Genomic DNA, 24013 nt, shown 5'->3' with positions numbered 1-24013 from the left:
ATGTTGTATGGCACAAAAAGGGATGCTGTTAGTTTATACAGGTGATGGCAAAGGAAAAACAACCGCCTCGCTTGGTGTCGCATTAAGGGCCATTGGCCGCGGCATGAAGGTTAAATACTATCAATTTATTAAATCACCGGAACGTACATATGGTGAACAGCTGGCACTAAGAAAACTTGGTATTGAAACTGTTCAATTAGGAATCGGGTTTACATGGACAAAAACTCCGGAGGAGCATCGACAAGCACTTGCGATCGCATGGCAGACGGTAAAACATGAACTAAAAGATGAAACAACAGATGTATTAGTGCTCGACGAACTGAATAATGCCTTGGCCATCACACGGTTTCCAATTGACGATGTGCTGCCGTTATCCGAGGTGGTAGACGCCATTCAAAACCGTCCAAAAAAGATGCATCTGGTTATCACAGGGCGTTCCGCACATCCTGCCATTCTCGAATTAGCCGATTTAGTGTCAACCATCGATGCCACCAAGCATTATTATGCCGAACAGGATGTTAAAGCCATGAAGGGGCTGGAGTTTTAAGCAGCCAGCCCGAGAATTTAGGACGCTGTATCTATTTAGGTTTTAGAAATTGAGGAGAATTTCAATGATTAAAGAATCCCCTTTGCAATACGATTTTGATAAGCTCTGGAAGGAAGGCATGCTGGACTGGCATGGCAGGATGCCGGAGCGAATGGTTGATGATGAGCTGGAAGAAGCCTTTTGGATGCAGTCCATGAAGAAAAAAAGATACAAGCAGACAGATGAGTATGCCAAAAAGATTTACGAAAAAATGAGGCCGCACATCCCGAAAGACTCTACCTGTATTGAATTAGGTCCGGGATGGGGCAACTATACATTTCCGCTCAGCCAGGATGTCAGAAGCTTAACGCTTGTCGATGGTTCAAAGAGTGTGCTCGCATACTTAAAGCAGTACTTTGAAGAGGATGGGCCTATCCAGTTTGTCCACAGCAAATGGGAAGAAGCACAATTGGAGCCGCACGATGTCGTGGTGGGGGTGAACTGCTTTTATCGGATGTATGAAATGAATGAAGCGCTGAAGAAAATGAACATGCTGGCAAAAAAGCGTGCCATTATCGGCTTAACAACAGGGCCTATTCAGCCTCATTACGTCCTATTGGATGAGCAGTTTGGCTATGACATTAAATACCCGCGCCGGGATTATATCATGATCGTCAACATGCTGTACCAGCTAGACATTTATGCAGATTGTGAAATGATAAAGCTTGAGCGGGAGCATCGTTATGATACATGGCAGCAATTAATTAATGCCCAGAGCAAGAAAATCTTATCTCCCCGGTTTGAGCAAGCACATGTGGAAGCATCCTTGGAACGATTTATTTCCAAAGAGGATGGCCAGTATGTGTACCGTTACCCTTTCCATGCAGCAATCATCAGCTGGGAGCCTGTAAAGCATATATGACTAGTGCACGATTTACATTACTGATGGCTGCACTGGCCGCGGGGCTGCTTGCTTCCATGACTTTTGCCGTGATGGTAGGATCTGTGGATATTACCCCGCGCCTTATTGGGGAAGTGCTATTCTCCAAGCTGGGTGTATTCACAGAAACAGATGCTTCCAAGGCACAAACGGTTATTATTTGGGATATACGATTCCCTCGTATTGTACTTGCGGCCATAGTAGGTGCTTCCCTGGCCATTTGCGGCGCAGCCATTCAAGCATTAGTGAAAAACTCGATAGCAGATCCTTATATTCTCGGAGTATCTTCCGGAGCATCCGTTGGAGCTGCATCTGTCATTTTACTTGGTGCATTCAGCATTTTGGGGGAGTATGCCATATCCTTGGCCGCATTCTTAGGGGCTATCCTTGCGGTCATGATTGTGTTTTTCCTAGCACGTGTCAATGGACGCCTATCGGTCATTCGTCTGCTTTTGGCAGGGATTGCAGTTTCGATGGTGTTATCCGCCATTACCAATTTTATGCTGATGATGTCCAAGCAGCAGGGCGGCATTCAAGCGGTCATGCATTGGATGCTCGGCAGTCTGGCTGGCGCGAAATGGTCCAATCTTGGCATCCCATTTTTTTCAATGGTGCTTGTTTTTATTCTGCTGCTTATGAATTATCGGCAGCTTAATGCTTTATTGCTTGGAGAGGAAACGGCAGCGACACTTGGTGTTAATCTGGACCGGTTTCGTATATTTATCATTCTCTTTGTATCCCTTCTGACCGGTGTGGTCGTCGCGGTCAGCGGAAGCATTGGCTTTGTCGGGCTGATTATCCCTCACATCGTACGGATGATGGCAGGGTCTAATTACAAAATGGTTCTCCCGATAAGCGCCCTAATGGGTGCCATTTTCTTAGTTTGGGCCGATATGGGTGCACGTATAGTGCTGGCGCCTGAAGAAATGCCAATCGGGATTATAACCGCTATTTGCGGAAGCCCATTCTTTATCTGGATGCTTAGGCGAAAGCAATATTCTTTTGGGGACGGTGAATAAGGATGATCCAGGTCAAAAATATGTCCTTTTCAGTGCCGGACAAGCAAATTTTAAATAATATCTCTTTTTCTGTGGAACTGGGGAAATTCGTTGGCATCATTGGGCCGAATGGCAGCGGAAAATCTACGATGCTAAAAATCATTTATCGTCATTTAAAACAAACGAGCGGTTTCGTGACGTTATATGAAAAAGATATTCTCGATATCTCTCAGAAAAAGCTTGCTCAGGAGTTAGCTGTTGTCAGTCAGGAAACACCGGTGCTCTTTGATTTTACGGTAAAAGATTTAGTCATGATGGGACGGACGCCGTACAAAAAATGGCTTGCCGCTGATAACCGGGACGACTTTGCCATTGTGGAAGAAAGCATGATGCTCGCGAATGTGCTTCACCTGGAAAACCGCACATTCAGCCATTTATCCGGCGGCGAGAAAAAAAGGGTGATGCTCGCTCGCGCCCTGGCACAGCAGGCAAACATATTAATTCTGGATGAACCGACCAATCATCTGGATATTGAACATCAATATCAATTAATGGATTTAGTGAAGGATCTGCCTATCACCATTGTGGCTGCCCTTCATGATTTAAATCTGGCAGCCGGGTATTGCGATGAACTCCTTGTCATGAACGATGGAGCTCTTTATATGTCAGGGACACCTGAGCAAGTCCTTACAGAAGAGACATTAAGAGAAGTCTTCCATATGCAGGCTGGTGTTTCGAAAAACCCATTTACCAAAAAGATTCATTTATTTTTTTACACAAACGATTAAATGGAATCGAGGGACCTATAAACATGAAAATCAGCAGAATTTGGGCTTTTCTGGTCTTAGCGGCCGTATTATTATTGTCCGCATGCTCAAGCGAAAAGGCAAATACAGCAAAGGTGAAAAGTGAACAAGCGGAGCAGACGGAGAAAGTGGTTATTGAAAATGAAGGGTTTGTGAATGAATACGAAGAAGCGCCAAAGCGTGCTATATCATTAAATCAGCATGTGACTGAAATCATGCTGGCACTTGGTTTAGAAGATTCAATGGCTGGTACAGCATTTTTAGATAACGAGATTTATGAGCCACTACAGGAGGCATACGACAAAGTTCCAGTATTAGCAGAACAGTATCCATCAAAAGAGCAAGTCATATCAGAAGAAGCAGACTTTCTATATGGCGGCTGGGAAAGTGCATTCAATGAGAAAAACATTGCAACACGTGAAGAACTAAAGAAATTAGGCATTAATAGCTACTTACAATCTTCATCTGTTAAAGTGGCACCCACCCTGGAAGATATCTATGGTGACATCCGCAATATCGCAAACATTTTCCGGGTAGAAGAACGCGGTGAAAAACTAATTGCCCAAATGAACCAAGAGATTGAAGCCATAACATCACAATTGCCCAAAGTAAAAGAGCCGCTGGATGTCCTGGTTTACGACAGCGGCGAAACAGATGTATTCACCGCCACACAAAACTTCATGAACACACTTATCACAATGGCAGGCGGCCACAATGTCTTCGGGGATGTAAAAGGAAATTGGGCGACTGTCTCAAAAGAAGATGCAGTTGAACGCCAGCCTGATGTAATAGTAGTGATAGATTATGGATCAACAACTGCAGAACAAAAAATAGAATTCCTAAAAAAAGATCCGGCCTTAAGCCAGACACCTGCCGTCCAAAACGAACGCTTTGTCATCCTGCCTTTATCAGCAGCATCTGAAGGAGTTCGTGTTGGGGAAGCGCTTGAGGTTTTGGCAAAAGGTTTTTATCCGGAAGCTTTCAAAAATTAGGTTGTCAGTGGGGGTTTAGATTTCAAAATAGATTTATTCGCTGAGTTGATTGGAGCGGAGGGCACTTAACTCCTGTGGGAGCAGCGGGACAGGTGAGACCCCGCAGGCGCATGCGCCGAGGAGACTCACCGCACGCCCCGCGGAAAACAAGTGCCCGCAGCGGAAATCAACGGGCTTAATACTAAGCATATCCAAACTTACAAGATTGAGAAACAAAATAAATAGAGGGAGGTCACCTAATGACAACCTGGAACCTAACACAAATGCAGCGTCACCTGCTCATCTGCAACGGCGCAACCTGTATGGGAGCAGGCGCAGAAGAAGTTACACAGCAAATACGCGATGAAATCCGAAAAAACCGTTTAGACGAGCATATTCATACATCCCGTACACGCTGCAATGGCCGCTGCAAAGACAAATGCGTCGTCATTGATTACCCAAAAGGAACCTGGTATTCAGTCCAGCAGGAAGATACAGCCCGCGGCATTGTTCAAGAAGCAGTGAAAGAAGATGCAATCATTTACTCTATGGAACACGGCGAACGTAAACGCAATGAAAACCGCATAAAAGGAATTGATAAATACAAGAAAGGAAAAGGAAAAGGAACAATGAAAAAAGCTGTCTTATTTGTCGGGCATGGCAGCAGGATGGAGGCAGGGAATAACGAGGTCCGCCAATTCGTCGGGCAAATGAGAGACTGCATTGACCCAGCCCTTCTGGTAGAAACCTGCTTCTTGGAATTTGCATCCCCCAATATTGAAGACGGAATTCAGCTTTGTGTTGAAAAAGGGGCAGATGAAATCCATGTCATTCCCATCATCCTATTGCATGCCGGACACTCCAAACTGCACATTCCGGCAGAAATTGAACATGCCAAAGAGCATTTCCCGGATATTCAGTTCACCTATGGCCAGACGATAGGGGTTCATGAGGAAGTCCTTGAAATATTAAAAACAAGACTTGCCGAAACCGGCTTTGATGTAAATCAAACACATGAAGATACGGCTATTTTATTAATCGGACGGGGCGGCAGCGATCCATATGCCAATGCTGATTTTTATAAGATCAGCAGATTGCTGTGGGAAAAGTTAAATGTATCTGCTGTTGAATGTGCCTTCATGGGGGTTACAACCCCAACCGTCAAGGATGGGATGGAGCGCTGCATTAAACTGGGCGCTAAAAAGATCATCATGCTGCCATATTTCTTATTTACCGGCATTTTAATGGAAAGAATGAACAAAATGGCCGAACAGTTTAAAGCAAGCTATCCTCATATATCCATAGATATTGCTGAATACTTCGGATACCATCCAAAGTTGAGAACAGTGCTGCTAGAGCGTATGAATCAGGCCCTTGACGGCACTTCGACAGGAATGCAGGATCTGGAAAATTTCCGTAAGTATGCAGAAGAACATGGCTATGAGCATCATCACCATCATTAAAATGAATAATTCCTATAAGATAATTGATCCGGCTGCCAAATGGCAGCTTTATTTTTTATAAAATGCTTAGAATTAACAGGTTCAAGAATAAATAAATTCAAAATGGGTGAATTTAGTACTATCTGTAATAGAAAGGCTGATTCTCAATGGAGAAAAAATTATTGAACCTTCTTCTCGGATTGTGCATTTTTTCAGTTCCATTTTTGTTTAAAGGGAAAAAAATGAGGGAGACTTTAGTTGTCTTTTTCTCGAAAGGCGTTCTTGCCACTCTTGTTGATGCCTATGTTGTTGGAACGAAAAGAGTTGAATATCCGGTCCGCCCTTTTTCAAAAATTTTTAAAACCAACGTAATTTATGATATTTTGTTTTTCCCGCTTTTAAGTGTGATTTGGGTTAAGATTTCTTACAATGACAAATTAAGAAATATCTTTCTCAAAAGTTTGATATTCAGTGTCCCAATGAGCATCGCCCAATGGTATTTTGAGAAAAACACCAGACTATTTAAGTGGAGGAAATGGTCCATTTTCCATACCTTTGGCAGTGTGAATTTTACCTTATTCACTATTAGAGGATTTGTTGGGTTTATTAAGATATTGGATCGATTAAAGAATAATCGGAACTTAACTAAGTTAGAAGGTTAATGTTTTTTTGCATACTGCCTTACTATATCCCATAATAAAATTCATGCTGCCATTACGGCAGCATTTTTTATGTATATTGCTGATGTAAATCTTACTCCATGCAAAGTCTCAGAAACGCATCTGGTATTAATACACAACCGGAATTAATAAAAGAACACTATGATTTAAATTATCCATGATGATGGTTAAATTTGCGCTCTGTCCATAAGAAAACGTCCGTAATCACCTTAGCTAATATAATGACGATTAGGTAACATATAAAAAGAAAAAGATAGTTTGTGCTTCCATATAGCTTGAATAGACCGAGACCTATAAGAAGAGGCTTAAAAACAAAGGCTAAAACGGCAGAAGTCAGCACAGTATAAACATAGTAATTTTTTTTATGATTCAATGTCCATTGATAAACAAGCATAAATGTGACAGGAACGAAACTGGAGTCAAGGGAAATACCTGGAACGGCTGGAATCATAGGAAAAGGATAATTCAGCAGTCCGGAGTTTTTATTATACAAGTCGATATAGCCAAATAGCATATGAATTCTATAACCATAAAACCCCATGAAAAATAATTTTCTTTTATCAATTTTGAAAAATAACACTATTAAAGGAACAATAAAAAGCATAACCATAAACCAATATTCAAAGGAATTGTAAATGCTGTATTCCACCCAGTAATCATTTAAAGCTTTTTGTCCCTCTTTACCCATTTTGACAATCTGATCGAAGTCTTTTATCCGGTTTTCCTCCACGGCGAATTAACCCCTTTTAGATACGTGTTATCTACTTCTATATTTCCTAATTTCTTATTTTAATATGTGTGATTTTATAAGGACATTGAGGAAAGACTCATTATTTTTTACTTATCGCTAATCAAACAATGTCGAACATTATGGCCTAGGGGGAAGGACTAAAAAATTCTTTATGGAATAATAAGTAACAGGAGTCTAAAGAAAAGGAAGGCTGTGTGGGATAAATGAAGGATGAAATTAAGAAATATTCACTTGTGGGTACAGTCAAAGCGGTAAGTATAAGCAAAAAGCACACTTTCAGTAAAAAAAATCAAAATATCATAAAACTGGTGAAGGGTTTTGGGATCGAAGGGGATTCCCATTTTGGTTCAACGATTAAACACCGGTCAAGAGTGGCACAAAACCCTGACCAGCCGAATCTAAGACAGGTTCATTTAATCCACAGTGAGTTATTTGAGGAGTTAGCAGACCGTTTCCATATTGAACCTGGCCAAATGGGTGAAAATATTACAACTGCCGGAATCAATCTTCTTGAACTGCCTGCTGACAGTGTTTTATTTATTGGGACATCTGCCGTTATTCAGGTAACTGGATTACGGAATCCTTGTGCTCAGATCGATCATTTTCAACCTGGTCTTTTAAAGGCTGTTATTGACCAGGATGGAGGAGGAAACTTAATAAGAAAAGCTGGAATAATGGGAGTTGTTTTGGAGGGCGGAGAAGTGAAGCCAGGTGATGAAATCCGTGTTGAATTACCGCCAAAGCCTTTTAAAAAGCTAGATCGGGTTTAATACCTGTTAATTAAAGGGCAAATTACATTCGTACACAGGGAGATGAATAGTATTGAAAAATCTGCTGATTCCTATTTTAATAGGACTGATGGCTTTCTTGTATATTTTCATTATTCCTCAAGAGCCCCTGGCAATGAAGGTCGTCTTAAAGCTGATTCCTATGGCACTAATTATTATTTATGCATTCCGTAAGCTCCCTGCCAGTCCTTCGCCGGCATTGCGTTTAGTCGTTATAGGCTTATTTTTCTGCATGCTCGGGGATGGATTCATTGCCGTGTCATTTGTTGCCGGACTTGGAGCTTTCCTGGTTGGCCATCTTTTCTATTTGACTGGATTCCTGAAAATGGCGGATATCACTAAGCTGCGGCTGGCTGCCATAATCCCGATTGGTTTATATTCCTGGCTCATTGGCCGCCAGCTGATTGCATCCATAGCTGCTGAGGGAAATGGGATGCTGATGATGCCGGTTATTGCCTACATGCTGGTCATTTCAATAATGGCTTTATCAGCCATCCTGACCGGCAGCAAATGGGCCATTGCCGGGAGCCTTTTGTTTGTGATCTCGGACTCCATTCTGTCTTGGAATATGTTTGTTTCAGGCGTTTTTTATTCAGATGTTTTCATCATGATAACTTACTACTCTGCCCAATTCCTGATTGCGTGCAGCCTTTCTTCATTTGGGAAAAGAGAGGCGACAATCACAGCAAAATCGGAAGTGATTCGGCCATTCTAAATTGATTTTATGAGATAAAAAGTACACTTTGGATGCAGAAAAGACTTTCCGATAATTAAGAAAGTCTTTTATTTATTTCATTTTACTTTCCTTCCGATTTTATCTCATCCAGCCTATGTAAACTCTCCATTCTCGTTATCCAATATCCGGCATAGTAAAGTGTGAGGAAAATGACAAAATCATATAAAGTAGACCAGCTTTTTGGATTATAAAAATCAATGGCGTTAAAGAAATTCATCCCTCCAAAAGCTGCAATGGCAGAGAAAAGAATTCCTTTTAACAAGCTATTCATTTGAGGCTTTATCTGGAGAGCAAACATTATTCCTACCGGTGCTAAAGAAAAGTGGTACGGCAAAAATAGAAATGGTGCCAGAGGAATAATGATCATAGGATAGGACCATAACCCCAAGGATAATGCTGCCAGATCTATTGTAAGAGATAAAATAATAATTAATAAACCAGCTAAGAGAAGACGCCCGGTGCTGTCTTTTTTCCTGTACTTAAACCACACCAGCCAGGGAATGATAAACAAAGCAAGTCCAAACCACCATTGCCATGTTGTAATAAAATCGTTCTTAACGATATCCGCGAATGCCGCGCTTATCTCCGTAAACTGTTCATATGCTTTTTCAGATTTTGCCAGTCCCTCTTCAAACGCCATATAATTCACCCTATCTTTTTCTAATTATTTTCAAATGGTAAATCAATTATGCCACTCTTTTAAGAATCAGGAGTTACAAATTGCATCTATAGATCCCTCTGTTTGCTGTAAATAGGGAGAGTTTCGCTTAATATATAACAAGTGCATGTAAATCCTTGTATTTTCTTTCCGCCTCTACACAACATATATAATGAGGAGGTAAAAAGATGCCTAACGCGTTAGAAGCAATTTTTAATATGCTCAGAATTTCATTTGATAATACAAATGAACCTAAATCTCTCTTACATGTGATTGAAGTTGGAGACCTATGGAAGTATGTAACTTTAGTTGAAGAATTTATCCGGTACGAAGAAATGGGATTAAACACAACTGCTGATGATGAAGTACGGGAAATGCTGACAGATATAGTAAAGGTATGTGAAGCACAGGTGAAAAGGGTAGGCAATTTTATGAAAAACGAAGGAATTCCTTTACCTGATGTAACTTCTTCAAAGCCAAATTCAAACCCGAAAGATGTTCCCTTAGGTGTTAAGTTAACGGATGATGAAATTGCAAATGGCGTCGCCTTTAAATTAGTTACATGTTCACAAGCATGCGCAAAAGGACAGGCAGACGCTATCCGTAATGATTTAGGCCTCATGTGGACTGAATTCTTTTTAGAATGGACAGCAATAGGGGCAACTGTAAAAACATTGATGAGGAAAAGAGGATGGCTTAAAGTGCCGCCATATTACTATACTCCAGGTTCTCCACAAAGGTAAAAAACCCAACTCAAGGGGTTTGAGTTGGGTTTTTCATTTTTCGGAGGAGGTGTTTAAATAGTATTCTTCCTGAGCAGTTTGGGAAATGAGTGCTTATTAGGGAGTTTTTTAAGCCGGTAGTGAAAATTAACGGCGAGAGGAAAGGTGGAGGTTCGGATGCAGCGTATACATCCACTGAAGGCGTCCCAACTGTGGACGGCATGGGACCGCTCGGAGAATTTTCCCACAGTGAAACAGATGAGTATATCGATTTAAAAACGTTCCCGAAGCGAACGGCTTTACTGGCAAGTACGATCGAGAGGCTGAGCAAGCTTGGATAACAATGTTAACCTCCTGGCCAGGATTTCATATTAAACAAAAAGGAGATCATTTTTATTAGAAATGGTCTCCTTTTATTTTCTTGATCTTCATTATTTTAAATAAATAGCTGACAAAAGGTAACACTAATCCAAGAAAATAACGGGAGGCAATCAAAATGGACAAGGATTCATTTAATCACCATACAAAAATTACGGCACCTGAATTAGCTACCCTCTGGTCACAATATATGAATGACAGCTTATCTCGCTGCATACTGCGTTATTTTGTTCATCATGTCAAGGATGAAAACATCAAGGATGTCCTTATCTATGCACTTGATTTATCTGAACGGCATCTCCAAAAAGTAAAGGTATTTCTGACAGAAGAAAAATATCCAATACCTATTGGATTTACGGATGAAGATGTCAATCTGGAAGCTCCGCCATTGTTTACCGATACATTTATGATCATTTATATTCATATCATGTCCATTCATGGGCTAACAAGATATGCCGGTGCAATGGGAAACGCCATTCGCGAAGACCAGAGGCAATACATGATGCAAGTGATAGGGGAAACTCTTAAACTGGTCGATCGGGCATCTAATGTCTTGCTGAACAAAGGGATTCTGAGTAAGCCGCCGGTTTTTAATAATCATCAGTCTGTTGACTTTTTGGAAGAGAAAAAATATTTAACAGGGTGGCTTGGAAAACGCAGACCAATTAGCGCAGTTGAAATTAGCGGTACATATATGAATATGCAAAAGACAATGGCGAAAATTGTTCTGGAACTGGGCTTTAGTCAAGTGGCTCAATCAAAAGAGGTACGAAAATATATGGAAAGAAGCAGACATCTCTGCCATAAACACTTTGAGATCCTCTCATCAATGTTGGAAGAAGATAATTTAAACATACCGAAAACTCTTGAAACAGAAGTAACCGATTCAACTGTTCCACCCTTTTCTGACAAACTGATAATGACACATATAGCAGCACTGCTTTCATCTGCCATAGGATATTATGGTGAGGCATTGTCCATGTGCCAGAGGAGGGACTTATCAGCGAGCTACGCGCGAATGATTGCTGAGATGGGAGTATTAGCTGAAGATGGCATCAATTTATTAATCAAAAATGAATGGATGGAGCAGCCGCCCATTGCGACCGATCATGAAGAATTGGCAAAGAGACATAAAACAGGATAAAGTCATTGAAAGTCTTTTATGGAGTATCGTTTTGCACAAGTTTTGCATGGCAAGCTTTATAAAAGAACTCTCTTTATTGTCTTGGTAGTACTGACCATATCAATTCCAATTTCAATGAAGTAATTCGTTTAAGCTTTCACGGAAAAATACAGGAAGCAATTGTTCTGACTAATTATCAATGGCTGATGCTCTATCCAGGTTTATACTTTTTTGCCATGTGGGATGCGTTAAAGAGGCAGGCTGAGGAGGAGAAAAAAACTTCTCGTAACTCCCATTTGTCTGATCAGCGGCATTTATAACAGCAGGGCTCTTGGTCCCATCAAAAGTAAAGATTTGGAAATCACTCTTGGGACTATGTGGTTTCCCATGTTATGTGATTTTCCTGGACTTCTTATGGGAATCAGCTTAAAGAGAATTTTGAATGGACAGTTATACCTGCATTTGATTCATTATGGATGAATAGCCGTCAGCCTGAGGAAATTCAAACAGAAGGGTATTGCTGTTAATGATCGTGCAGGTTGTGCCTTCAGGAAGATTCAGCCAAGTGCCGGGGGGAGGAGCATCCCATTTTTGCACCTCATCAAAGCTATATTTGACATTTGCAGCGGAAAGCTGCTGACCATAATGAAAATTAGTTACATGCAAACGGATCTGCATGGTATGTTCATTAAGCCATTTTATTTCTTTCGCAAGTGAAGGAATCAATCCGCCTTCCCGGTCTGCCCTGACTGGTTCTTCCATTGTATTAAACAGCACATATAGCCAATTCAGTTCCGAAAAATCCGCTGCATGAATCGTTCATCTTGGATATTCCAGCGTGTTTTCTCCTTTCATATCCCATCTCCTTTCCCTCATATATCAATATCTATATTTGCCCTTAACTGTATGTATGTGCAGTGAGAATGATATTTGATTTAATGTCAGGAACTATCGGTTTTAATAAATGAACTAATATTTTTATGGGAGAAAGCGGTAAATTTCGTTTTTTAATCTTTTAGACCTTTATCATTCGATGAAAGCTAAATCTTTTCCCATTTCCATTCCAGGGAACTTAAGTGCCTGAACATGCTGTTATCATTTTCATTACGAATGAAAGTTACTTCTTTTCTAATGGGAACTGAAAAAGAAAGGTAGACCAACATTCCATCATTTATCTAGCAAGTTGGCAATGCAACAAATGGCCGCTGGATAATATGAACCTAACCAAACCCGTAATCAATTATAAATTCCATCTGCAGACTACTCTTTCTCAGGACCTGCTGAGCAATCAGAGAATATTGGTAATAGAGCATTTTGAAATAAGAAATGCTCTATTTTAATTTGTTTGATTCAATGAGTAGGTTACATTTCAATAAAAATATAATAAAAAACACTAATTATTTATTGCAAAACGATAAATATTGTATTAAAATCAAACTGAAAATAAGAAGTGAGGTGTTTTTTATGGAAAAAGTAACAACATTGTTCTTAAAAATAGCCGTTTTTCTATTAGGAGTCCCAATTTTAGTTCTATGTATTTTTTTGGTGCCTGAGCTGGGGAAAGTTGCAGGTGAAATGCTGCCGAAGTTTGCTTTCCTTAAATATTGGGTTTACATCGTGTTTTATGCTTCGACGCTTCCTTTTTACTTTGCGCTGTATCAGGCTTTCAAACTTTTGCGCTATATTGACAAAAATAAGGCTTTCTCAGATTTATCTGTCACAGCTTTAAAGAAAATTAAATATTGTGCCATCACCATCGCCGGATTACATGTGCTGGTACTGCCGATTTTCTATATTTTTGCAGAAATAGACGATGCCCCGGGTGTCATCTTCGTTGGCTTGCTGGTTCCTTTTGCTTCAATGGTTATAGCAGTCTTTGCGGCTGTTCTGCAAAAGCTTTTGCAAGAGGCAATTGATATAAAATCAGAAAATGATTTAACGGTCTGAGGTGAGAACATGGCTATTATTATAAATGTTGATGTGATGCTGGCAAAAAGGAAAATGAGTGTAACAGAACTCTCAGAAAGGGTAGGAATCACAATGGCAAACCTCTCTATTTTGAAAAATGGAAAGGCGAAGGCGATAAGGTTTTCAACTCTGGAGGCCATTTGTAAAGCTTTGGACTGCCAGCCTGGTGATATCCTGGAATACCGCAATGATAAGGAAGATTAATGATACAGGTGGGGGATTAAAGATGCATTTGACTATTCGGAAAGAGGAGCCACGTTCGATTCGGTCACTGAAACAGCTCTTTCGTTTTGGCTGGGAGCAGGCATTGTCCTGCTTATTTCCTGTTGTTATTTTTGCTTCTTTAGCTTTAACCAAATTCCTGCCGATGCCCATTCTGCCGAGATATGACTGGCTGCTGATTATTTGTCTCCTGATGCAGTGGTTCATGGTGCGGTCGGGGCTTGAAACGAAGGATGAATTGAAGGTTATCACTTTGTTCCATATTATTGGCCTTGCACTTGAACTATTTAAGGTCCATATGGGCTCATGGGCTTATCCGGAGGATGGCTATACCAAAGTGTTTGGAGTTCCTTTATACAGCGGTTTCATGTATGCCAGTGTAGCAAGTTATCTCTGCCAGGCGTGGAGAAGGCTGAAGGTTGACTTGATTAAGTGGCCGCCATTCCTGGCAGTAGTACCTCTTGCTGCTGCGATTTATTTGAATTTTTTCACTCACCATTATTGGATCGATATCCGATGGTGGCTGTCTGGAATGGTTCTGATTGTTTTTTGGAGATCCTGGGTCAGTTACGAGGTAGGAGGAATCCAATACCGTATGCCGCTTGCACTTTCTTTTGTGCTTATCGGTTTCTTTATATGGATAGCGGAAAATATCGCAACATTCTTTGGGGCCTGGGAATACCCCAATCAGGCCGACGCATGGAGCCTCGTTCATTTGGGGAAGGTGAGTTCATGGCTTTTATTAGTGATCGTCAGCTTTCTTATAGTGGCGACGTTAAAGCAGGTTAAGGGAAAAAATTCCACAGGGGAAGCTGCTGATCACCTTTAAAACGGTTCTGAGAATGTGTTTTTTTAAGGTTGTATGTATTTGGCTGGCATCCCGATGTGTATTTATAGATAATCAAATAAATATAAATAAATAGCTGCAATAATAACCGAAAGAAATAATGCACGAAGTTTATGGACATAGTGTAAATGAATCATTGGAAACATAATGATTACAAATAAAAATGACCACCAAATATTCCATCCATTATGGTAGGATATAAAACTAAATCGGTTTGCCAGCCATTCAGCCGCCCAAAATAAGACAATCCATTTTGCATAATAGAAAATTTGCTTTTTTAGGCTGCTGGGGATATTAGATAAGAACATAAATCCAATTAAAGGGTTAATTAGGATGTTATGCAATAGATGAACACCCATCAGATTTAAAAGGCCTTTTTCAAGTTCCCATAAGTGAAAATGGCTGTGTGATATAAATTCATAAATGAAGGATGCTACGGAAATGTATAGCATGGAAGGATAATATCTTTCCCAATTGTGCCAGTCACCTTTAAAATAAGCAAAGATAATGACCAGGATAACAAGGATGCAGTGCATAAGTTCACCTCATTTTCTCATATTAGTATTGACGATATCCAAAATTAAATACCAATAAATGTAAAATGGGGAAATTATCCTAAAAAGACTTTTTGTAAATTAAGTTAAGATCTGAAGTTTATCATTCAAGGGATTTTCATCTTAGTAACTAAAGAACAAGCTGCAAATTAGCAGCTTGTTTTTTCATGCAAAGGGATTGCTTTTGTTTAACTATGGAATATATTACTTCATGAAAAGATAGATTTTTTTGTTAATCTTTTTGGAATAATAAACCTACTAAAACATGGTGGGGGGTTCATTTGTGGAATACGGGAATAAGAAGGTAAATATTGAACTGACTTGCACAGAAATTGGAGGCCTTTGGGGGGTTTATTTACAAGAAAGCATGGGTTCCTGTTTTCTCCAGTATTTTTTACACCACCTTCAAGATGAGGAAATCATTCCATTAGCAAAAGAGTCATTGCAAATTTCGCAAGGAAGAATAGATAAGATCAAAAAAATTTTTCTCTCAGAAAATTTTCCGGTACCGGCTGCCTTTTCCGAAGGGGATGTCAATTTGTCAGCCCCTCCATTATTCAATGATGTGTTCACCCTGAGCTATATTTATATGATGAATCGATTGGGAATGATTAATTTCAGCTATACTGCTTCAAATAATGTTCGGCTGGATGTACTGGATTTTTTTACAGAGTGTATACATACCTCTACAGAAATGTTTGGCAAAGCAGTCAAGATGATGCTGGGTAAGGGTATTTATGATCGCCCGCCAAAAATGAACTATCCCAAAGAAATTGAATTTGTTCAAAAGGATTCATTTCTGTCGGGAATTATAGGTGCAAAACGTCCCTTGAATGCAATAGAATTATCGGAAATATTTTTTAACATCGAGCGGAATTATTTTTCAGTTCTCATCATGCTTGCGTTTGCTCAAGTAGTAAAAGACAAAGAACTGAAAAAACATATTTTGAAAGGAAAAACGCTCAGCGAAAAACAGATATCCTTTTTCAATAACTTATTAATGGAAGAAGAGCTACTTGGAACCGTGACCGTCGGAATGGAAGTAACAGAATCCATGGTGGCACCTTTTTCAGACAAACTTATTTTTTCAATGATCAATGTTTTAAATTCCGTAGACATTAGTTTAATTTCACATGCCATGTCAGTGTCCATGAGAACTGATCTAACATCTCAATACAGTAAAATTATTGCAGAAGTCATGCTTTATGCAAAGGATACCTTTGATATCGTGGTAAAGGAAAAATGGCTGGAGCAGCCTCCGCTTGTAACTAATAGGAAGATGCTGATACATAAAAAGCAATAGGTATAAGCAATAGAAATAAGTATTAACCATTACTGCAGCCTTTTAAAAGGGCTGCAGTAGTGTTTCAAAGCTATTCAGTGCTATCGGATGTATTTCCTCTTTTCACTAAATACATTGCAGTAATCCACGACGTGACAGGAATGACCATCGTAACACCAATTCCTGCACAGAAGACCGTAATCATCTCACCGCTGAAAATCTTTGAATTGATAATTTCACCTGGTGAATAGGATAGGTCTTTAAACCATATCAGAAGTGCTAAATATCCGCCAAAGAAGGCGAAAAATAATGTGTTGGTGCTTGTTCCGAGAATATCCTTACCGATGCTGATGCCAGCTTGGAACAAGTCTTTTCTGCTAATGTCCGGATGATGATAATGAATTTCCCTCATTGGCGAAGAGATGGCCATGGCAGCATCTGTTATGGCGCCGATTGTACTCATGATGATGACAGATGCAGCCACTTTAACAAAATCAACCCCAATATAAAGGGAAAATATGCTCAACTCTTCTATTTCCTCTTCACCAAATCCCTGAATATTTGCCTTATCTGCAATGATGACAATGAACACAATGAGAACTACTGTAGTAATGATCGAAGACAGAAATGCGGTTATCGTCTTAATGTTCACTTCATTTATAAAAAATAGATTGATACAGCCAATTAGTGCACATGCGAATAATGTAACGATAATTGAATTGATGTTTGGATCGTTCATAAAGAAGAGGACGAAAATAATCACACCGAAATTGAGGAAGATCGCAAAAAATGATCTTGCTCCTTTTTTTCCGCCGATAAGGGTCATCAGAATAAATAATATGGCTGACAGCAATAGGATGGCGTTCATCTTTGGGCCCTCTTTCTATTAATGAAGTATATCGTCGTATACAACCCAATCGGAATCGTGATTACAATCCCAATTCCTCCGGCAAGTGCCCGGGCTAATTCCAGTGAAAGGTTCATGGATAGGCTGAATCCGAGCGGGGAGTCATTTTTTATATACAGAATAAGCATCGGAATGGAGCCGCTGATATAGGCGAAAAACAAGATATTCGTCATGGTGCCCATAATGTCTTTGCCTACTTCCATTCCAGAGCGTTTAAGAGCCTGCACTGGAATGCTGTTATTTTTTTCATACAAGCTAAACAGTGAAGATGACATGGTAATGGCTACATCCATAACCGCCCCCAACGAGCCGATAAATAAACCGGCTAAGAAAACCATCTGATAGGGCCTGGTTATAAACTGGAGCTCTTCGTATCTTAGCCCCTTCCCGCCAGTTAACCATATGACCAGATAAGTGACCAATAATGATAAGAATGTAGCCGCTAGCGTTGCAATAATCGCAGCATATGTTTTTTCGTTGAAGCCATTTACGAGCAGAAGGGAGGTAACGGTAAATAAAATGACTGCCACACTGCAGATCAGCAGCAGGCTTATTTCCGGATTTTTCAGATATACATCCAATGCATAGGAAAGCAGCACGGCATTAACTGCCAGGCTGAATATGGAAAAGAGACCTTGTTTTTTTCCGACAAAGAGCAGTATCAGGATAAAGATCCATCCTGTCAAGATTATGTAATGGTCGCGCTTCAGATCTAGGATATCTCCGCTTAGTTCTGCAGCACCTGCTTTTTTTTCCTTTATGGACACAAATAACTTTTGTCCTGTCTGAATTTCATAATCGTATGCTTGGGATTTAGAAAACTGATTTGATAAGTGGATTTGCTGTCCTTTTTCTTCGCCATTCGTTATTTCTGCCACTATCTGCTGTTCATAAATGCGGTCTTCATTATCGTAAATATCCGTTACTTCTTCAGCTTGATGAGTTTTAACCGCTTTAACTTCAGCGATGGATCGTTCATAGAATGAGTCATTGTTTTGAACAAATAGAACGGAGGCAGCAATGCAAAATGCCAATATGATATATAAATAGAATTTTTTGAGTGGGATGTTTTTCAAAATTAACCTCCAGAGGAAATAAAGACAAATTTTAGTATAAATGAGCGGTTTTCCCGCTGAAAATCCATAATGATGCCATGCAGCTGCCTGCTTCAACGAAAATAGAATAACAGTAATTTTTTCAGATAGTCAAGCTTATCAAAGTGTGTGTGCAATGTCTAATTGTTTTGGTCTGTAAGCATCAATGGCTGCAGATAAGGTCAAAGAGAAATGCCTGCCAGGTTTAACACTTGGCAGGCATTTTTAATTACAAAATTATGAGGAATATCAAGGGATCACTGGTCAGTGAGATCCATAGATCAAACAATTTAACTAATATGAGAACTGCAAAGGAGGTGATTTTAACATGACGACAGGTAAAAACGCGAACAGTTGAAGGGTTTGCAGCAAGACATGAAAAATTGTTTCATCTACAACTTGCATCGTGCTTATTCTATATCATGCATCAGTGCAATTCAGATTTTAAATAATCCACATGCTCTCTTTGATTATCTAATATTTGGTGAACAAGACTCATGCTTTTTTCATCCAGCTTATCCCGGACTAAATTCTCCGTCATTTTAATTCCGTAAAGATTTTCTCCTTTAATGGCATGCTTTAAGATATCTTTTTCACCTTGTGGGTGATCGAATATCTGATGAATTGTTCAATTTTGCCAATAACTCCTTCGCTGGTAGCCGGTGTTCCGTGCAGCTCCTGAATTCGTTCTGATAGCAGCTCTGCATGATGCTTTAGATCCTTTTGGATCATAATGAATCTAGAGCGAAGCGGGGAAGCGTCATCAAGGTTTTTAATAAATTCTTCATAAGAATGTATTCCCATATATTGACCCTGCAGTAACTTATTTAAGGGTTTTGTAACTTTCTGTTCTTCCATCAAAATCAATCCCTTTTATTTTATAGGCTCAGCTGATTGTAGTTTAAACGGAAAAAAATAGTTTCATGCAACTTTTGGAAACCCGAGCTTTTATGGAGATTGGTAACAATGCATAAGCAACTATTCAAGATTTAAACCAGACTTCAGCATAAACCCTAATAATCCAGGGCAAATTATCCTCGTAATCAACATCTCTTCCTGCAATCATCGAGTTTCGTTGCCTTCAGTAAATGTAACAGCGTGGATCCTCCGTGCTGTTAAAAGGCTAGCTGATCTTAAATAAGTGAAAATACTAAAAAATGGTTGAGTCAAACAATAATACACTACCTAAACCATGGCTTTAAGAGGCTTATCTTCAAGCTGATATTACTCAATTGGAGGTACATAATGACTACTATAATCGAAACAATAAAAGATTATTTACAGGTAAATTTAGATTATGAACCAAAAAGCCCTCTTCACGTAGGGGAAGTCATGAGCTGCTGGCTTTACCTCACAATCATGGATGAAGCAAGTGTATATATTCAGACAGGCTTGAATACGACAACAGATAATGATGTGGTCAAAATCCTGAAAGAAAGCTTGAAGCAATGTGATGTTCAAGGACAGAGATTTAAAGACTTTATGAAAAAAGAAGGGATCCATTTGCCTCCAACGAGTGAAGAACGACCGGATTCAGAGCCTAATTCAGTTCCTTTGGGAACCAAACTGACGGATGATGAAATTATGAACGGCTTAAGCATTAAAACTGTGGCTGCCATTGTTCATTGTTCGACAGCAGCCGCTCAGTCTATAAGAAATGATGTAAGTTCGCTGTTTACCCACTGCATGCTGGAGAAAATGAAATTTGGTGCCTCATTAAAGGATTTAATGAGGAAAAGAAGCTGGATTAAGGTTCCTCCTTACTATTATCCGCCAGGGTCTCCTAGGAACTGATATATGAGCATCCCATAAATAAAAGGACTGCGGTTTTTTTCATTATTTGATGGTAATTTCGGTTCATCCTGAAAACAATGCCATCACTAAAATGGTGTGTTTAAAGGATTGCACAGGAAAAACCGGAATGAAGGGGGTTTTACCTTTCGTCCTTGCATACTCCGGTATTTTCTGCGTTCTGTATCGGTGGAAATTATAACTATACCTGAGCGTTAACAAAGGTCTAAAACATCAAAATGAATAGAAGCATTGAGACAAAGCACCATTGAATTCTCTTTAAGTCATATCAGAATTTGATTTACTGACCTGCAGCGTCAATGAATATTTGGATCAAGTCATATTTATTCACATTCATTATGGATTCAAACTTCAAAAAAAATCATCCCTAAAGGATGACAGAGTATGACTGCTGAGCCATGTGTTAATTCTTTTTCTTCAAATTGCAGCTTTCAGTTTGCTGGATCTCTTGTTTCTGCCTTTCTGCGTCCTTCTTGAATGCCTCCATTGCTTTATAGAAAAGCAAAGTCACCTCTATCACCTCCATATAAAATGTATCCCCCCTGTATCATTAGATAAAACGTTAAATAAAGAATTTATTATATGAAAAAACATTGACCAATATGGTCATTTTTTGTTATGTTGAAAATGACCACTTTGGTCATTTTGGTGAAAGGAGTGGAATATAATTAATACTACTTTTTACAGCTTGAAAAGCGAAAAACAGGAACGAATCATCAATGCAGCCATGAAGGAATTTGTAAAGAGCGGCTTTGAGAAGGCATCTACAAATGAAATAGTAAAGGATGCACAAATAAGCAAAGGCTCATTGTTCAACTATTTCAGCAATAAAAAGGATTTGTATTTCTTTTTGATTCAGAATGCAATAAACATCATTGAACAAATCTATGTTGAAATAGATATGAATGAAAGGGACATTTTTGAAAGAATCAGCCAGGTAGGGTTCATTAAATTAAACATTCAAAAGAAGTATCCCCTAGTATTTGATTTCTTAAAATCCCTGCTTGAAGAAGATGCTCAGGAAGTAAAATCTGATATAAATCAACTGCTGGCAAACATTCAAAAAGATGGCATGAAAAGAATCTACGAAAACATCGACTGGTCAAAGCTACGGGAGGATATAGAACCTGAACAGGCGATAAATATCCTTAATTGGACAATGACTGGTTTCGCGGAGCTGCAAATCACGAAAATCAAGTCATTTGAGGATATCGGTATCGAGCTGATTAACGAATGGGACAGTTATAAGGAAATTCTAAAGCGCTGTTTTTATAAAAATGGGGAGGAATGACCATGAGCCTTTTAAAAGTAACCAACCTAACAAAAAAATTCGGCAAGTTTACGGCACTGAATGGGGTAAATCTCGAGTTAAATGCAGGTGAGATACTGGGGTTCATCGGCCCAAATGGGGCAGGAAAATCCACCACCATTCGGGTTTTATTGGGGATACTAAAGGCAACAGGCGGAGAAGTAAAGCTTTTTAACAAGGACGCCTGGCAGGATGCTGTCGACATTCATAAGAGGGTGGCATATGTGCCTGGTGACGTGAATCTTTGGCCAAACTTAACAGGGGGAGAGGTCATTGATTTATTTATAAAATTAAATGGCACTGCGAATAAGGCGAAACGTGAGGAGTTAATAGAGAAATTTGATTTGGATCCATCCAAGAAGTGCAGAACCTACTCTAAAGGAAACAGGCAAAAAGTTGCTCTGGTTGCGGCCTTTTCCTCTGATGCAGACCTGTTCATTCTGGATGAGCCGACATCAGGCCTGGATCCATTGATGGAAAAGGTTTTTCAGGAATGTGTGATGGAAGTTAAGAGACAAGGAAAGAGTGTTCTCCTGTCCAGCCATATTTTATCAGAGGTAGAAAAGCTGTGCGACCGGGTAAGCATTATCCGTCAAGGCAGGATTATTGAGTCGGGAACCTTAAATGAGCTTCGCCACCTTACACGGACACAAGTCCTCGTTGACACAAGCATGCCGATTACAGGATTACTTGATATGCCAGGCATTCATGACATTCAGGAAAGTGAACATGGGATGTCGTTTCAGGTTGATACGATGCAAATGGATGCAGTCATCAGGCATATAAGTCAATTTGGCATCATCAGGCTGGAAAGTGCCCCGCCAACATTAGAGGATTTATTTATGCGTCATTATGAAGGGGAAAAGGATACTGGAGGTGTCCGCTGATGGCAGGCAATCATTTAGCAAAAACCGCTTTCCTTTCAAAATTTATATTCCGGCTGGACCGTTTGCGTATCCCAATATGGGTGCTGGCACTAACCTTTTTTACGATAATCGTTCCAGCAGCCTTTAAGGGATTATACAATTCTCAGCAGGAAAGGGATGCTATGGCACAAACAATGGCCAACCCGGCGATGACTGCCATGACTGGCCCCGCGGATTTAAGCAACTATACGATTGGTGTCATGACAGCCCATCAAATGCTTTTAATGACAGCTGCTGTGACCGGTTTAATGAGCATCCTGCTGGTTGCCCGGCATACCAGGGCTGATGAAGAGGATGGGCGGCTGGAATTGCTCCGTTCGCTGCCTGTAGGGCGTCTATCCTATTTAAATGCATCATTGCTTGTAGTATCGGCCGCTTGCATCGGATTGGCTTTGATTAATGGATTCGGCCTTTATGCCCTGGGAATTGAAAGCATGAATCTGGAAGGGTCATTGCTTTATGGTGCTGCATTAGGGGCGGCGGGTCTATTTTTCGCAGGTGTAACAGCTGTATTTGCTCAGGCTTCAGATAGTTCACGGGGAACAATCGGCTATTCGATAGCAGTGCTTCTTATTTCTTATCTTTTTAGGGCAATCACAGATATCAGCAATGAATCATTATCCTGGCTTTCGCCGCTTGCATGGGTAACCAAAGCAGAAGTCTATGATTCTAATAATTGGTGGCCTATTGTATTAATGATTGCTGCCGCCATGGTTCTTTTTGCCATCGCGAATTATTTGAACGCTATTCGGGATCTTGATCGCGGATTTTTGCCATCCAGGCCGGGAAAAAAATATGCATCCCTTTTTTTGCAGAGTCCAATCGGCCTTGCGTTAAGGTTGCAGCGGACCGGAATCATTTCATGGGCAATAGGCATGTTTGTGCTGGGGGCTTCTTACGGTTCAGTATTAGGGGATCTGGAATCATTTTTCTCAGATAATGAAGCCATGAAGCAGCTCCTTAAGCCAACAGAGGGGGTAACATTAGTAGAACAATTCATTCCAATGCTGATGATTGTCATCTCACTGATGGCAACTATTCCTCCAGTGATGGCCATGAATAAACTTCGAGGTGAAGAGAAAAAGGAACGAATTGTTCATCTTTTGAGCAGAGCCGTTTCACGGACAAAACTGTTAGGGAGTTATTTCGTTATATCTGTCATTAATGGATTTTTCATGATATCGCTGGCAGCACTCGGATTATGGTCTGCCGGGACTGCTGTGGTTGAAGGCGGTTTATCCTTTGGAATGATCTTTGGGGCAGCATTATCTTATTATCCAGCAATGCTGGTCATGATTAGCCTGGCCGTCTTTCTGATTGGATTTCTGCCAAAATTCACGGGTTTTATTTGGCTATATGTTTTATATTCATTTATTGTGCTGTATTTAGGAGGTTTATTTCAATTCTCTGACTGGATCGGCAGTATTTCTCCTTTTGGCCATGTTCCGCAGGCACCGATTGAGGAATTCTCAATTATTCCGCTGCTTCTATTGTGTTTAATTGCTGGGGGACTGGCGTTAGCGGGGTTTATAGGGTTTAATAAGAGGGATATCGAGCAATAAAAATTAAGAAA

28 protein-coding genes are annotated in these 24013 nt (G+C 40.0%); 20 read left to right on the top strand and 8 right to left on the bottom strand.

The features are described 5' to 3' along the window. Positions 1–7: 7 nt before the first annotated feature. From A361_RS15090 to A361_RS15060, 7 genes are all read left to right on the top strand, one after another. The gene (locus A361_RS15090) at positions 8–547 is read left to right on the top strand and encodes a cob(I)yrinic acid a,c-diamide adenosyltransferase (RefSeq protein ID WP_009334122.1); all 540 of its coding nucleotides are present in this window, start codon (positions 8–10) and stop codon (positions 545–547) included. Between the two features lie 64 nt (positions 548–611). Then, complete coding sequence (locus A361_RS15085; RefSeq protein ID WP_009334123.1) at positions 612–1448, top strand: class I SAM-dependent methyltransferase; 837 nt, start codon at positions 612–614, stop codon at positions 1446–1448. Continuing rightward, positions 1445–2485 carry a FecCD family ABC transporter permease gene (locus A361_RS15080; protein WP_019383385.1) on the top strand — a complete coding sequence of 347 codons (1041 nt, stop codon included), beginning with the start codon at positions 1445–1447 and terminating at the stop codon, positions 2483–2485. The genes A361_RS15085 and A361_RS15080 overlap by 4 nt, the downstream gene beginning before the upstream one ends. A gap of 2 nt (positions 2486–2487) precedes the next feature. Beyond that, positions 2488–3252, top strand: coding sequence for an ABC transporter ATP-binding protein (locus A361_RS15075; protein WP_019383386.1), 765 nt, complete (start codon positions 2488–2490; stop codon positions 3250–3252). Between the two features lie 23 nt (positions 3253–3275). Continuing rightward, on the top strand, positions 3276–4262 hold the full coding sequence (locus A361_RS15070; protein ID WP_019383387.1) for an ABC transporter substrate-binding protein: 987 nt from the start codon (positions 3276–3278) through the stop codon (positions 4260–4262). 239 nt (positions 4263–4501) lie between these two features. Then, entirely contained in the window at positions 4502–5704 is a 1203-nt protein-coding gene (locus A361_RS15065) for a CbiX/SirB N-terminal domain-containing protein (RefSeq protein WP_019383388.1), read from the top strand. A 146-nt stretch (positions 5705–5850) separates the two neighbouring features. After that, positions 5851–6345 (top strand): CBO0543 family protein, encoded by a 495-nt coding sequence (locus A361_RS15060; RefSeq protein ID WP_009334136.1) that lies wholly within the window; start codon positions 5851–5853, stop codon positions 6343–6345. 169 nt (positions 6346–6514) lie between these two features. On the opposite strand, the gene A361_RS15055 is transcribed toward A361_RS15060, so the two are convergent. Beyond that, positions 6515–7093 (bottom strand): hypothetical protein, encoded by a 579-nt coding sequence (locus A361_RS15055; protein ID WP_019383390.1) that lies wholly within the window; start codon positions 7091–7093, stop codon positions 6515–6517. Between the two features lie 224 nt (positions 7094–7317). On the opposite strand from A361_RS15055, the gene A361_RS15050 reads away from it, so the two are divergent. Beyond that, the gene (locus A361_RS15050) at positions 7318–7884 is read left to right on the top strand and encodes an MOSC domain-containing protein (RefSeq protein ID WP_019383391.1); all 567 of its coding nucleotides are present in this window, start codon (positions 7318–7320) and stop codon (positions 7882–7884) included. 52 nt (positions 7885–7936) lie between these two features. Beyond that, a complete protein-coding gene (locus A361_RS15045) occupies positions 7937–8617 on the top strand; it encodes a lysoplasmalogenase (RefSeq protein WP_019383392.1) in 681 nt (226 codons plus the stop codon). Positions 8618–8699: 82 nt separating this feature from the next. Here A361_RS15045 and A361_RS15040 read toward each other — a convergent pair whose 3' ends face one another. Then, complete coding sequence (locus A361_RS15040) at positions 8700–9278, bottom strand: CBO0543 family protein (RefSeq protein WP_019383393.1); 579 nt, start codon at positions 9276–9278, stop codon at positions 8700–8702. 206 nt (positions 9279–9484) lie between these two features. On the opposite strand from A361_RS15040, the gene A361_RS15035 reads away from it, so the two are divergent. The 3 genes from A361_RS15035 to A361_RS15025 all read left to right on the top strand — a co-directional run bounded on the left by A361_RS15035 (position 9485) and on the right by A361_RS15025 (position 11540). Then, positions 9485–10039, top strand: a complete 555-nt coding sequence (locus tag A361_RS15035) for a DUF3231 family protein (RefSeq protein WP_009334146.1) — start codon at positions 9485–9487, stop codon at positions 10037–10039. 119 nt (positions 10040–10158) lie between these two features. Further along, positions 10159–10359 (top strand): M20/M25/M40 family metallo-hydrolase, encoded by a 201-nt coding sequence (locus tag A361_RS15030; RefSeq protein ID WP_226280733.1) that lies wholly within the window; start codon positions 10159–10161, stop codon positions 10357–10359. Between the two features lie 155 nt (positions 10360–10514). Next, on the top strand, positions 10515–11540 hold the full coding sequence (locus A361_RS15025; RefSeq protein ID WP_019383394.1) for a DUF3231 family protein: 1026 nt from the start codon (positions 10515–10517) through the stop codon (positions 11538–11540). A 429-nt stretch (positions 11541–11969) separates the two neighbouring features. Here A361_RS15025 and A361_RS15020 read toward each other — a convergent pair whose 3' ends face one another. Beyond that, positions 11970–12296, bottom strand: a complete 327-nt coding sequence (locus tag A361_RS15020) for a hypothetical protein (RefSeq protein WP_162272005.1) — start codon at positions 12294–12296, stop codon at positions 11970–11972. A gap of 687 nt (positions 12297–12983) precedes the next feature. Between A361_RS15020 and A361_RS15015 the strand changes: the two genes are divergently transcribed. From A361_RS15015 to A361_RS15005, 3 genes are read left to right on the top strand one after another with little or no spacing between them, the layout of a single operon-like run. Continuing rightward, entirely contained in the window at positions 12984–13466 is a 483-nt protein-coding gene (locus A361_RS15015; RefSeq protein ID WP_019383396.1) for a DUF2975 domain-containing protein, read from the top strand. A gap of 9 nt (positions 13467–13475) precedes the next feature. After that, positions 13476–13691, top strand: coding sequence for a helix-turn-helix domain-containing protein (locus A361_RS15010; protein WP_009334156.1), 216 nt, complete (start codon positions 13476–13478; stop codon positions 13689–13691). 58 nt (positions 13692–13749) lie between these two features. Beyond that, complete coding sequence (locus A361_RS15005; protein WP_026041845.1) at positions 13750–14538, top strand: DUF817 domain-containing protein; 789 nt, start codon at positions 13750–13752, stop codon at positions 14536–14538. 62 nt (positions 14539–14600) lie between these two features. On the opposite strand, the gene A361_RS15000 is transcribed toward A361_RS15005, so the two are convergent. Continuing rightward, a complete protein-coding gene (locus A361_RS15000; protein ID WP_019383397.1) occupies positions 14601–15092 on the bottom strand; it encodes a CBO0543 family protein in 492 nt (163 codons plus the stop codon). A gap of 301 nt (positions 15093–15393) precedes the next feature. Here A361_RS15000 and A361_RS14995 point away from each other — a divergent pair, with 301 nt between their 5' ends. Beyond that, positions 15394–16413, top strand: a complete 1020-nt coding sequence (locus A361_RS14995) for a DUF3231 family protein (RefSeq protein ID WP_009334159.1) — start codon at positions 15394–15396, stop codon at positions 16411–16413. Between the two features lie 70 nt (positions 16414–16483). On the opposite strand, the gene A361_RS14990 is transcribed toward A361_RS14995, so the two are convergent. From A361_RS14990 to A361_RS30895, 3 genes are all read right to left on the bottom strand, one after another. Then, positions 16484–17260: a YibE/F family protein gene (locus A361_RS14990; protein WP_019383398.1), complete on the bottom strand. Its 777-nt coding sequence runs from the start codon at positions 17258–17260 to the stop codon at positions 16484–16486. Beyond that, entirely contained in the window at positions 17257–18375 is a 1119-nt protein-coding gene (locus tag A361_RS14985; RefSeq protein WP_019383399.1) for a YibE/F family protein, read from the bottom strand. Before A361_RS14985 ends, A361_RS14990 begins: the two co-directional genes overlap by 4 nt. Positions 18376–18972: 597 nt before the next feature. Further along, the gene (locus A361_RS30895; RefSeq protein WP_019383401.1) at positions 18973–19251 is read right to left on the bottom strand and encodes a DUF2383 domain-containing protein; all 279 of its coding nucleotides are present in this window, start codon (positions 19249–19251) and stop codon (positions 18973–18975) included. A gap of 387 nt (positions 19252–19638) precedes the next feature. On the opposite strand from A361_RS30895, the gene A361_RS14975 reads away from it, so the two are divergent. After that, positions 19639–20187, top strand: a complete 549-nt coding sequence (locus A361_RS14975) for a DUF3231 family protein (protein WP_019383402.1) — start codon at positions 19639–19641, stop codon at positions 20185–20187. 421 nt (positions 20188–20608) lie between these two features. On the opposite strand, the gene A361_RS31265 is transcribed toward A361_RS14975, so the two are convergent. Further along, positions 20609–20731 carry a hypothetical protein gene (locus A361_RS31265; protein ID WP_019383403.1) on the bottom strand — a complete coding sequence of 41 codons (123 nt, stop codon included), beginning with the start codon at positions 20729–20731 and terminating at the stop codon, positions 20609–20611. A gap of 162 nt (positions 20732–20893) precedes the next feature. Between A361_RS31265 and A361_RS14970 the strand changes: the two genes are divergently transcribed. The 3 genes from A361_RS14970 to A361_RS14960 are packed head-to-tail and all read left to right on the top strand — an operon-like array spanning position 20894 to position 24002. Continuing rightward, positions 20894–21496 (top strand): TetR/AcrR family transcriptional regulator, encoded by a 603-nt coding sequence (locus A361_RS14970; protein ID WP_019383404.1) that lies wholly within the window; start codon positions 20894–20896, stop codon positions 21494–21496. 2 nt (positions 21497–21498) lie between these two features. Next, complete coding sequence (locus A361_RS14965) at positions 21499–22401, top strand: ABC transporter ATP-binding protein (protein ID WP_009334165.1); 903 nt, start codon at positions 21499–21501, stop codon at positions 22399–22401. Then, entirely contained in the window at positions 22401–24002 is a 1602-nt protein-coding gene (locus A361_RS14960; protein WP_009334166.1) for an ABC transporter permease, read from the top strand. Before A361_RS14965 ends, A361_RS14960 begins: the two co-directional genes overlap by 1 nt. The last annotated feature ends 11 nt before the right edge of the window (positions 24003–24013 follow it).

The organism is Cytobacillus oceanisediminis 2691, from assembly GCF_000294775.2.
Classification (GTDB): Bacteria; Bacillota; Bacilli; order Bacillales; family Cytobacillaceae; genus Cytobacillus; species Cytobacillus pseudoceanisediminis.
This window is presented reverse-complemented; position numbering and strand designations above follow the sequence as displayed.

Excerpts from the sequence above, each read along its gene's own strand:
- A361_RS15035 (WP_009334146.1), top strand. The coding sequence starts at position 9,485 with ATGCCTAACGCGTTAGAAGCAATTTTTAATATGCTCAGAATTTCATTT.
- A361_RS15070 (WP_019383387.1), top strand. The coding sequence starts at position 3,276 with ATGAAAATCAGCAGAATTTGGGCTTTTCTGGTCTTAGCGGCCGTATTA.
- A361_RS31265 (WP_019383403.1), bottom strand. The coding sequence starts at position 20,731 with ATGGAGGTGATAGAGGTGACTTTGCTTTTCTATAAAGCAATGGAGGCA.
- A361_RS15090 (WP_009334122.1), top strand. The coding sequence starts at position 8 with ATGGCACAAAAAGGGATGCTGTTAGTTTATACAGGTGATGGCAAAGGA.
- A361_RS14990 (WP_019383398.1), bottom strand. The coding sequence starts at position 17,260 with ATGAACGCCATCCTATTGCTGTCAGCCATATTATTTATTCTGATGACC.
- A361_RS15000 (WP_019383397.1), bottom strand. The coding sequence starts at position 15,092 with ATGCACTGCATCCTTGTTATCCTGGTCATTATCTTTGCTTATTTTAAA.
- A361_RS15065 (WP_019383388.1), top strand. The coding sequence starts at position 4,502 with ATGACAACCTGGAACCTAACACAAATGCAGCGTCACCTGCTCATCTGC.
- A361_RS15010 (WP_009334156.1), top strand. The coding sequence starts at position 13,476 with ATGGCTATTATTATAAATGTTGATGTGATGCTGGCAAAAAGGAAAATG.
- A361_RS14975 (WP_019383402.1), top strand. The coding sequence starts at position 19,639 with ATGACTACTATAATCGAAACAATAAAAGATTATTTACAGGTAAATTTA.
- A361_RS15080 (WP_019383385.1), top strand. The coding sequence starts at position 1,445 with ATGACTAGTGCACGATTTACATTACTGATGGCTGCACTGGCCGCGGGG.
- A361_RS15050 (WP_019383391.1), top strand. The coding sequence starts at position 7,318 with ATGAAGGATGAAATTAAGAAATATTCACTTGTGGGTACAGTCAAAGCG.
- A361_RS14965 (WP_009334165.1), top strand. The coding sequence starts at position 21,499 with ATGAGCCTTTTAAAAGTAACCAACCTAACAAAAAAATTCGGCAAGTTT.
- A361_RS15060 (WP_009334136.1), top strand. The coding sequence starts at position 5,851 with ATGGAGAAAAAATTATTGAACCTTCTTCTCGGATTGTGCATTTTTTCA.
- A361_RS15075 (WP_019383386.1), top strand. The coding sequence starts at position 2,488 with ATGATCCAGGTCAAAAATATGTCCTTTTCAGTGCCGGACAAGCAAATT.
- A361_RS30895 (WP_019383401.1), bottom strand. The coding sequence starts at position 19,251 with ATGGAAGAACAGAAAGTTACAAAACCCTTAAATAAGTTACTGCAGGGT.
- A361_RS15025 (WP_019383394.1), top strand. The coding sequence starts at position 10,515 with ATGGACAAGGATTCATTTAATCACCATACAAAAATTACGGCACCTGAA.
- A361_RS15015 (WP_019383396.1), top strand. The coding sequence starts at position 12,984 with ATGGAAAAAGTAACAACATTGTTCTTAAAAATAGCCGTTTTTCTATTA.
- A361_RS15085 (WP_009334123.1), top strand. The coding sequence starts at position 612 with ATGATTAAAGAATCCCCTTTGCAATACGATTTTGATAAGCTCTGGAAG.
- A361_RS15040 (WP_019383393.1), bottom strand. The coding sequence starts at position 9,278 with ATGGCGTTTGAAGAGGGACTGGCAAAATCTGAAAAAGCATATGAACAG.
- A361_RS14960 (WP_009334166.1), top strand. The coding sequence starts at position 22,401 with ATGGCAGGCAATCATTTAGCAAAAACCGCTTTCCTTTCAAAATTTATA.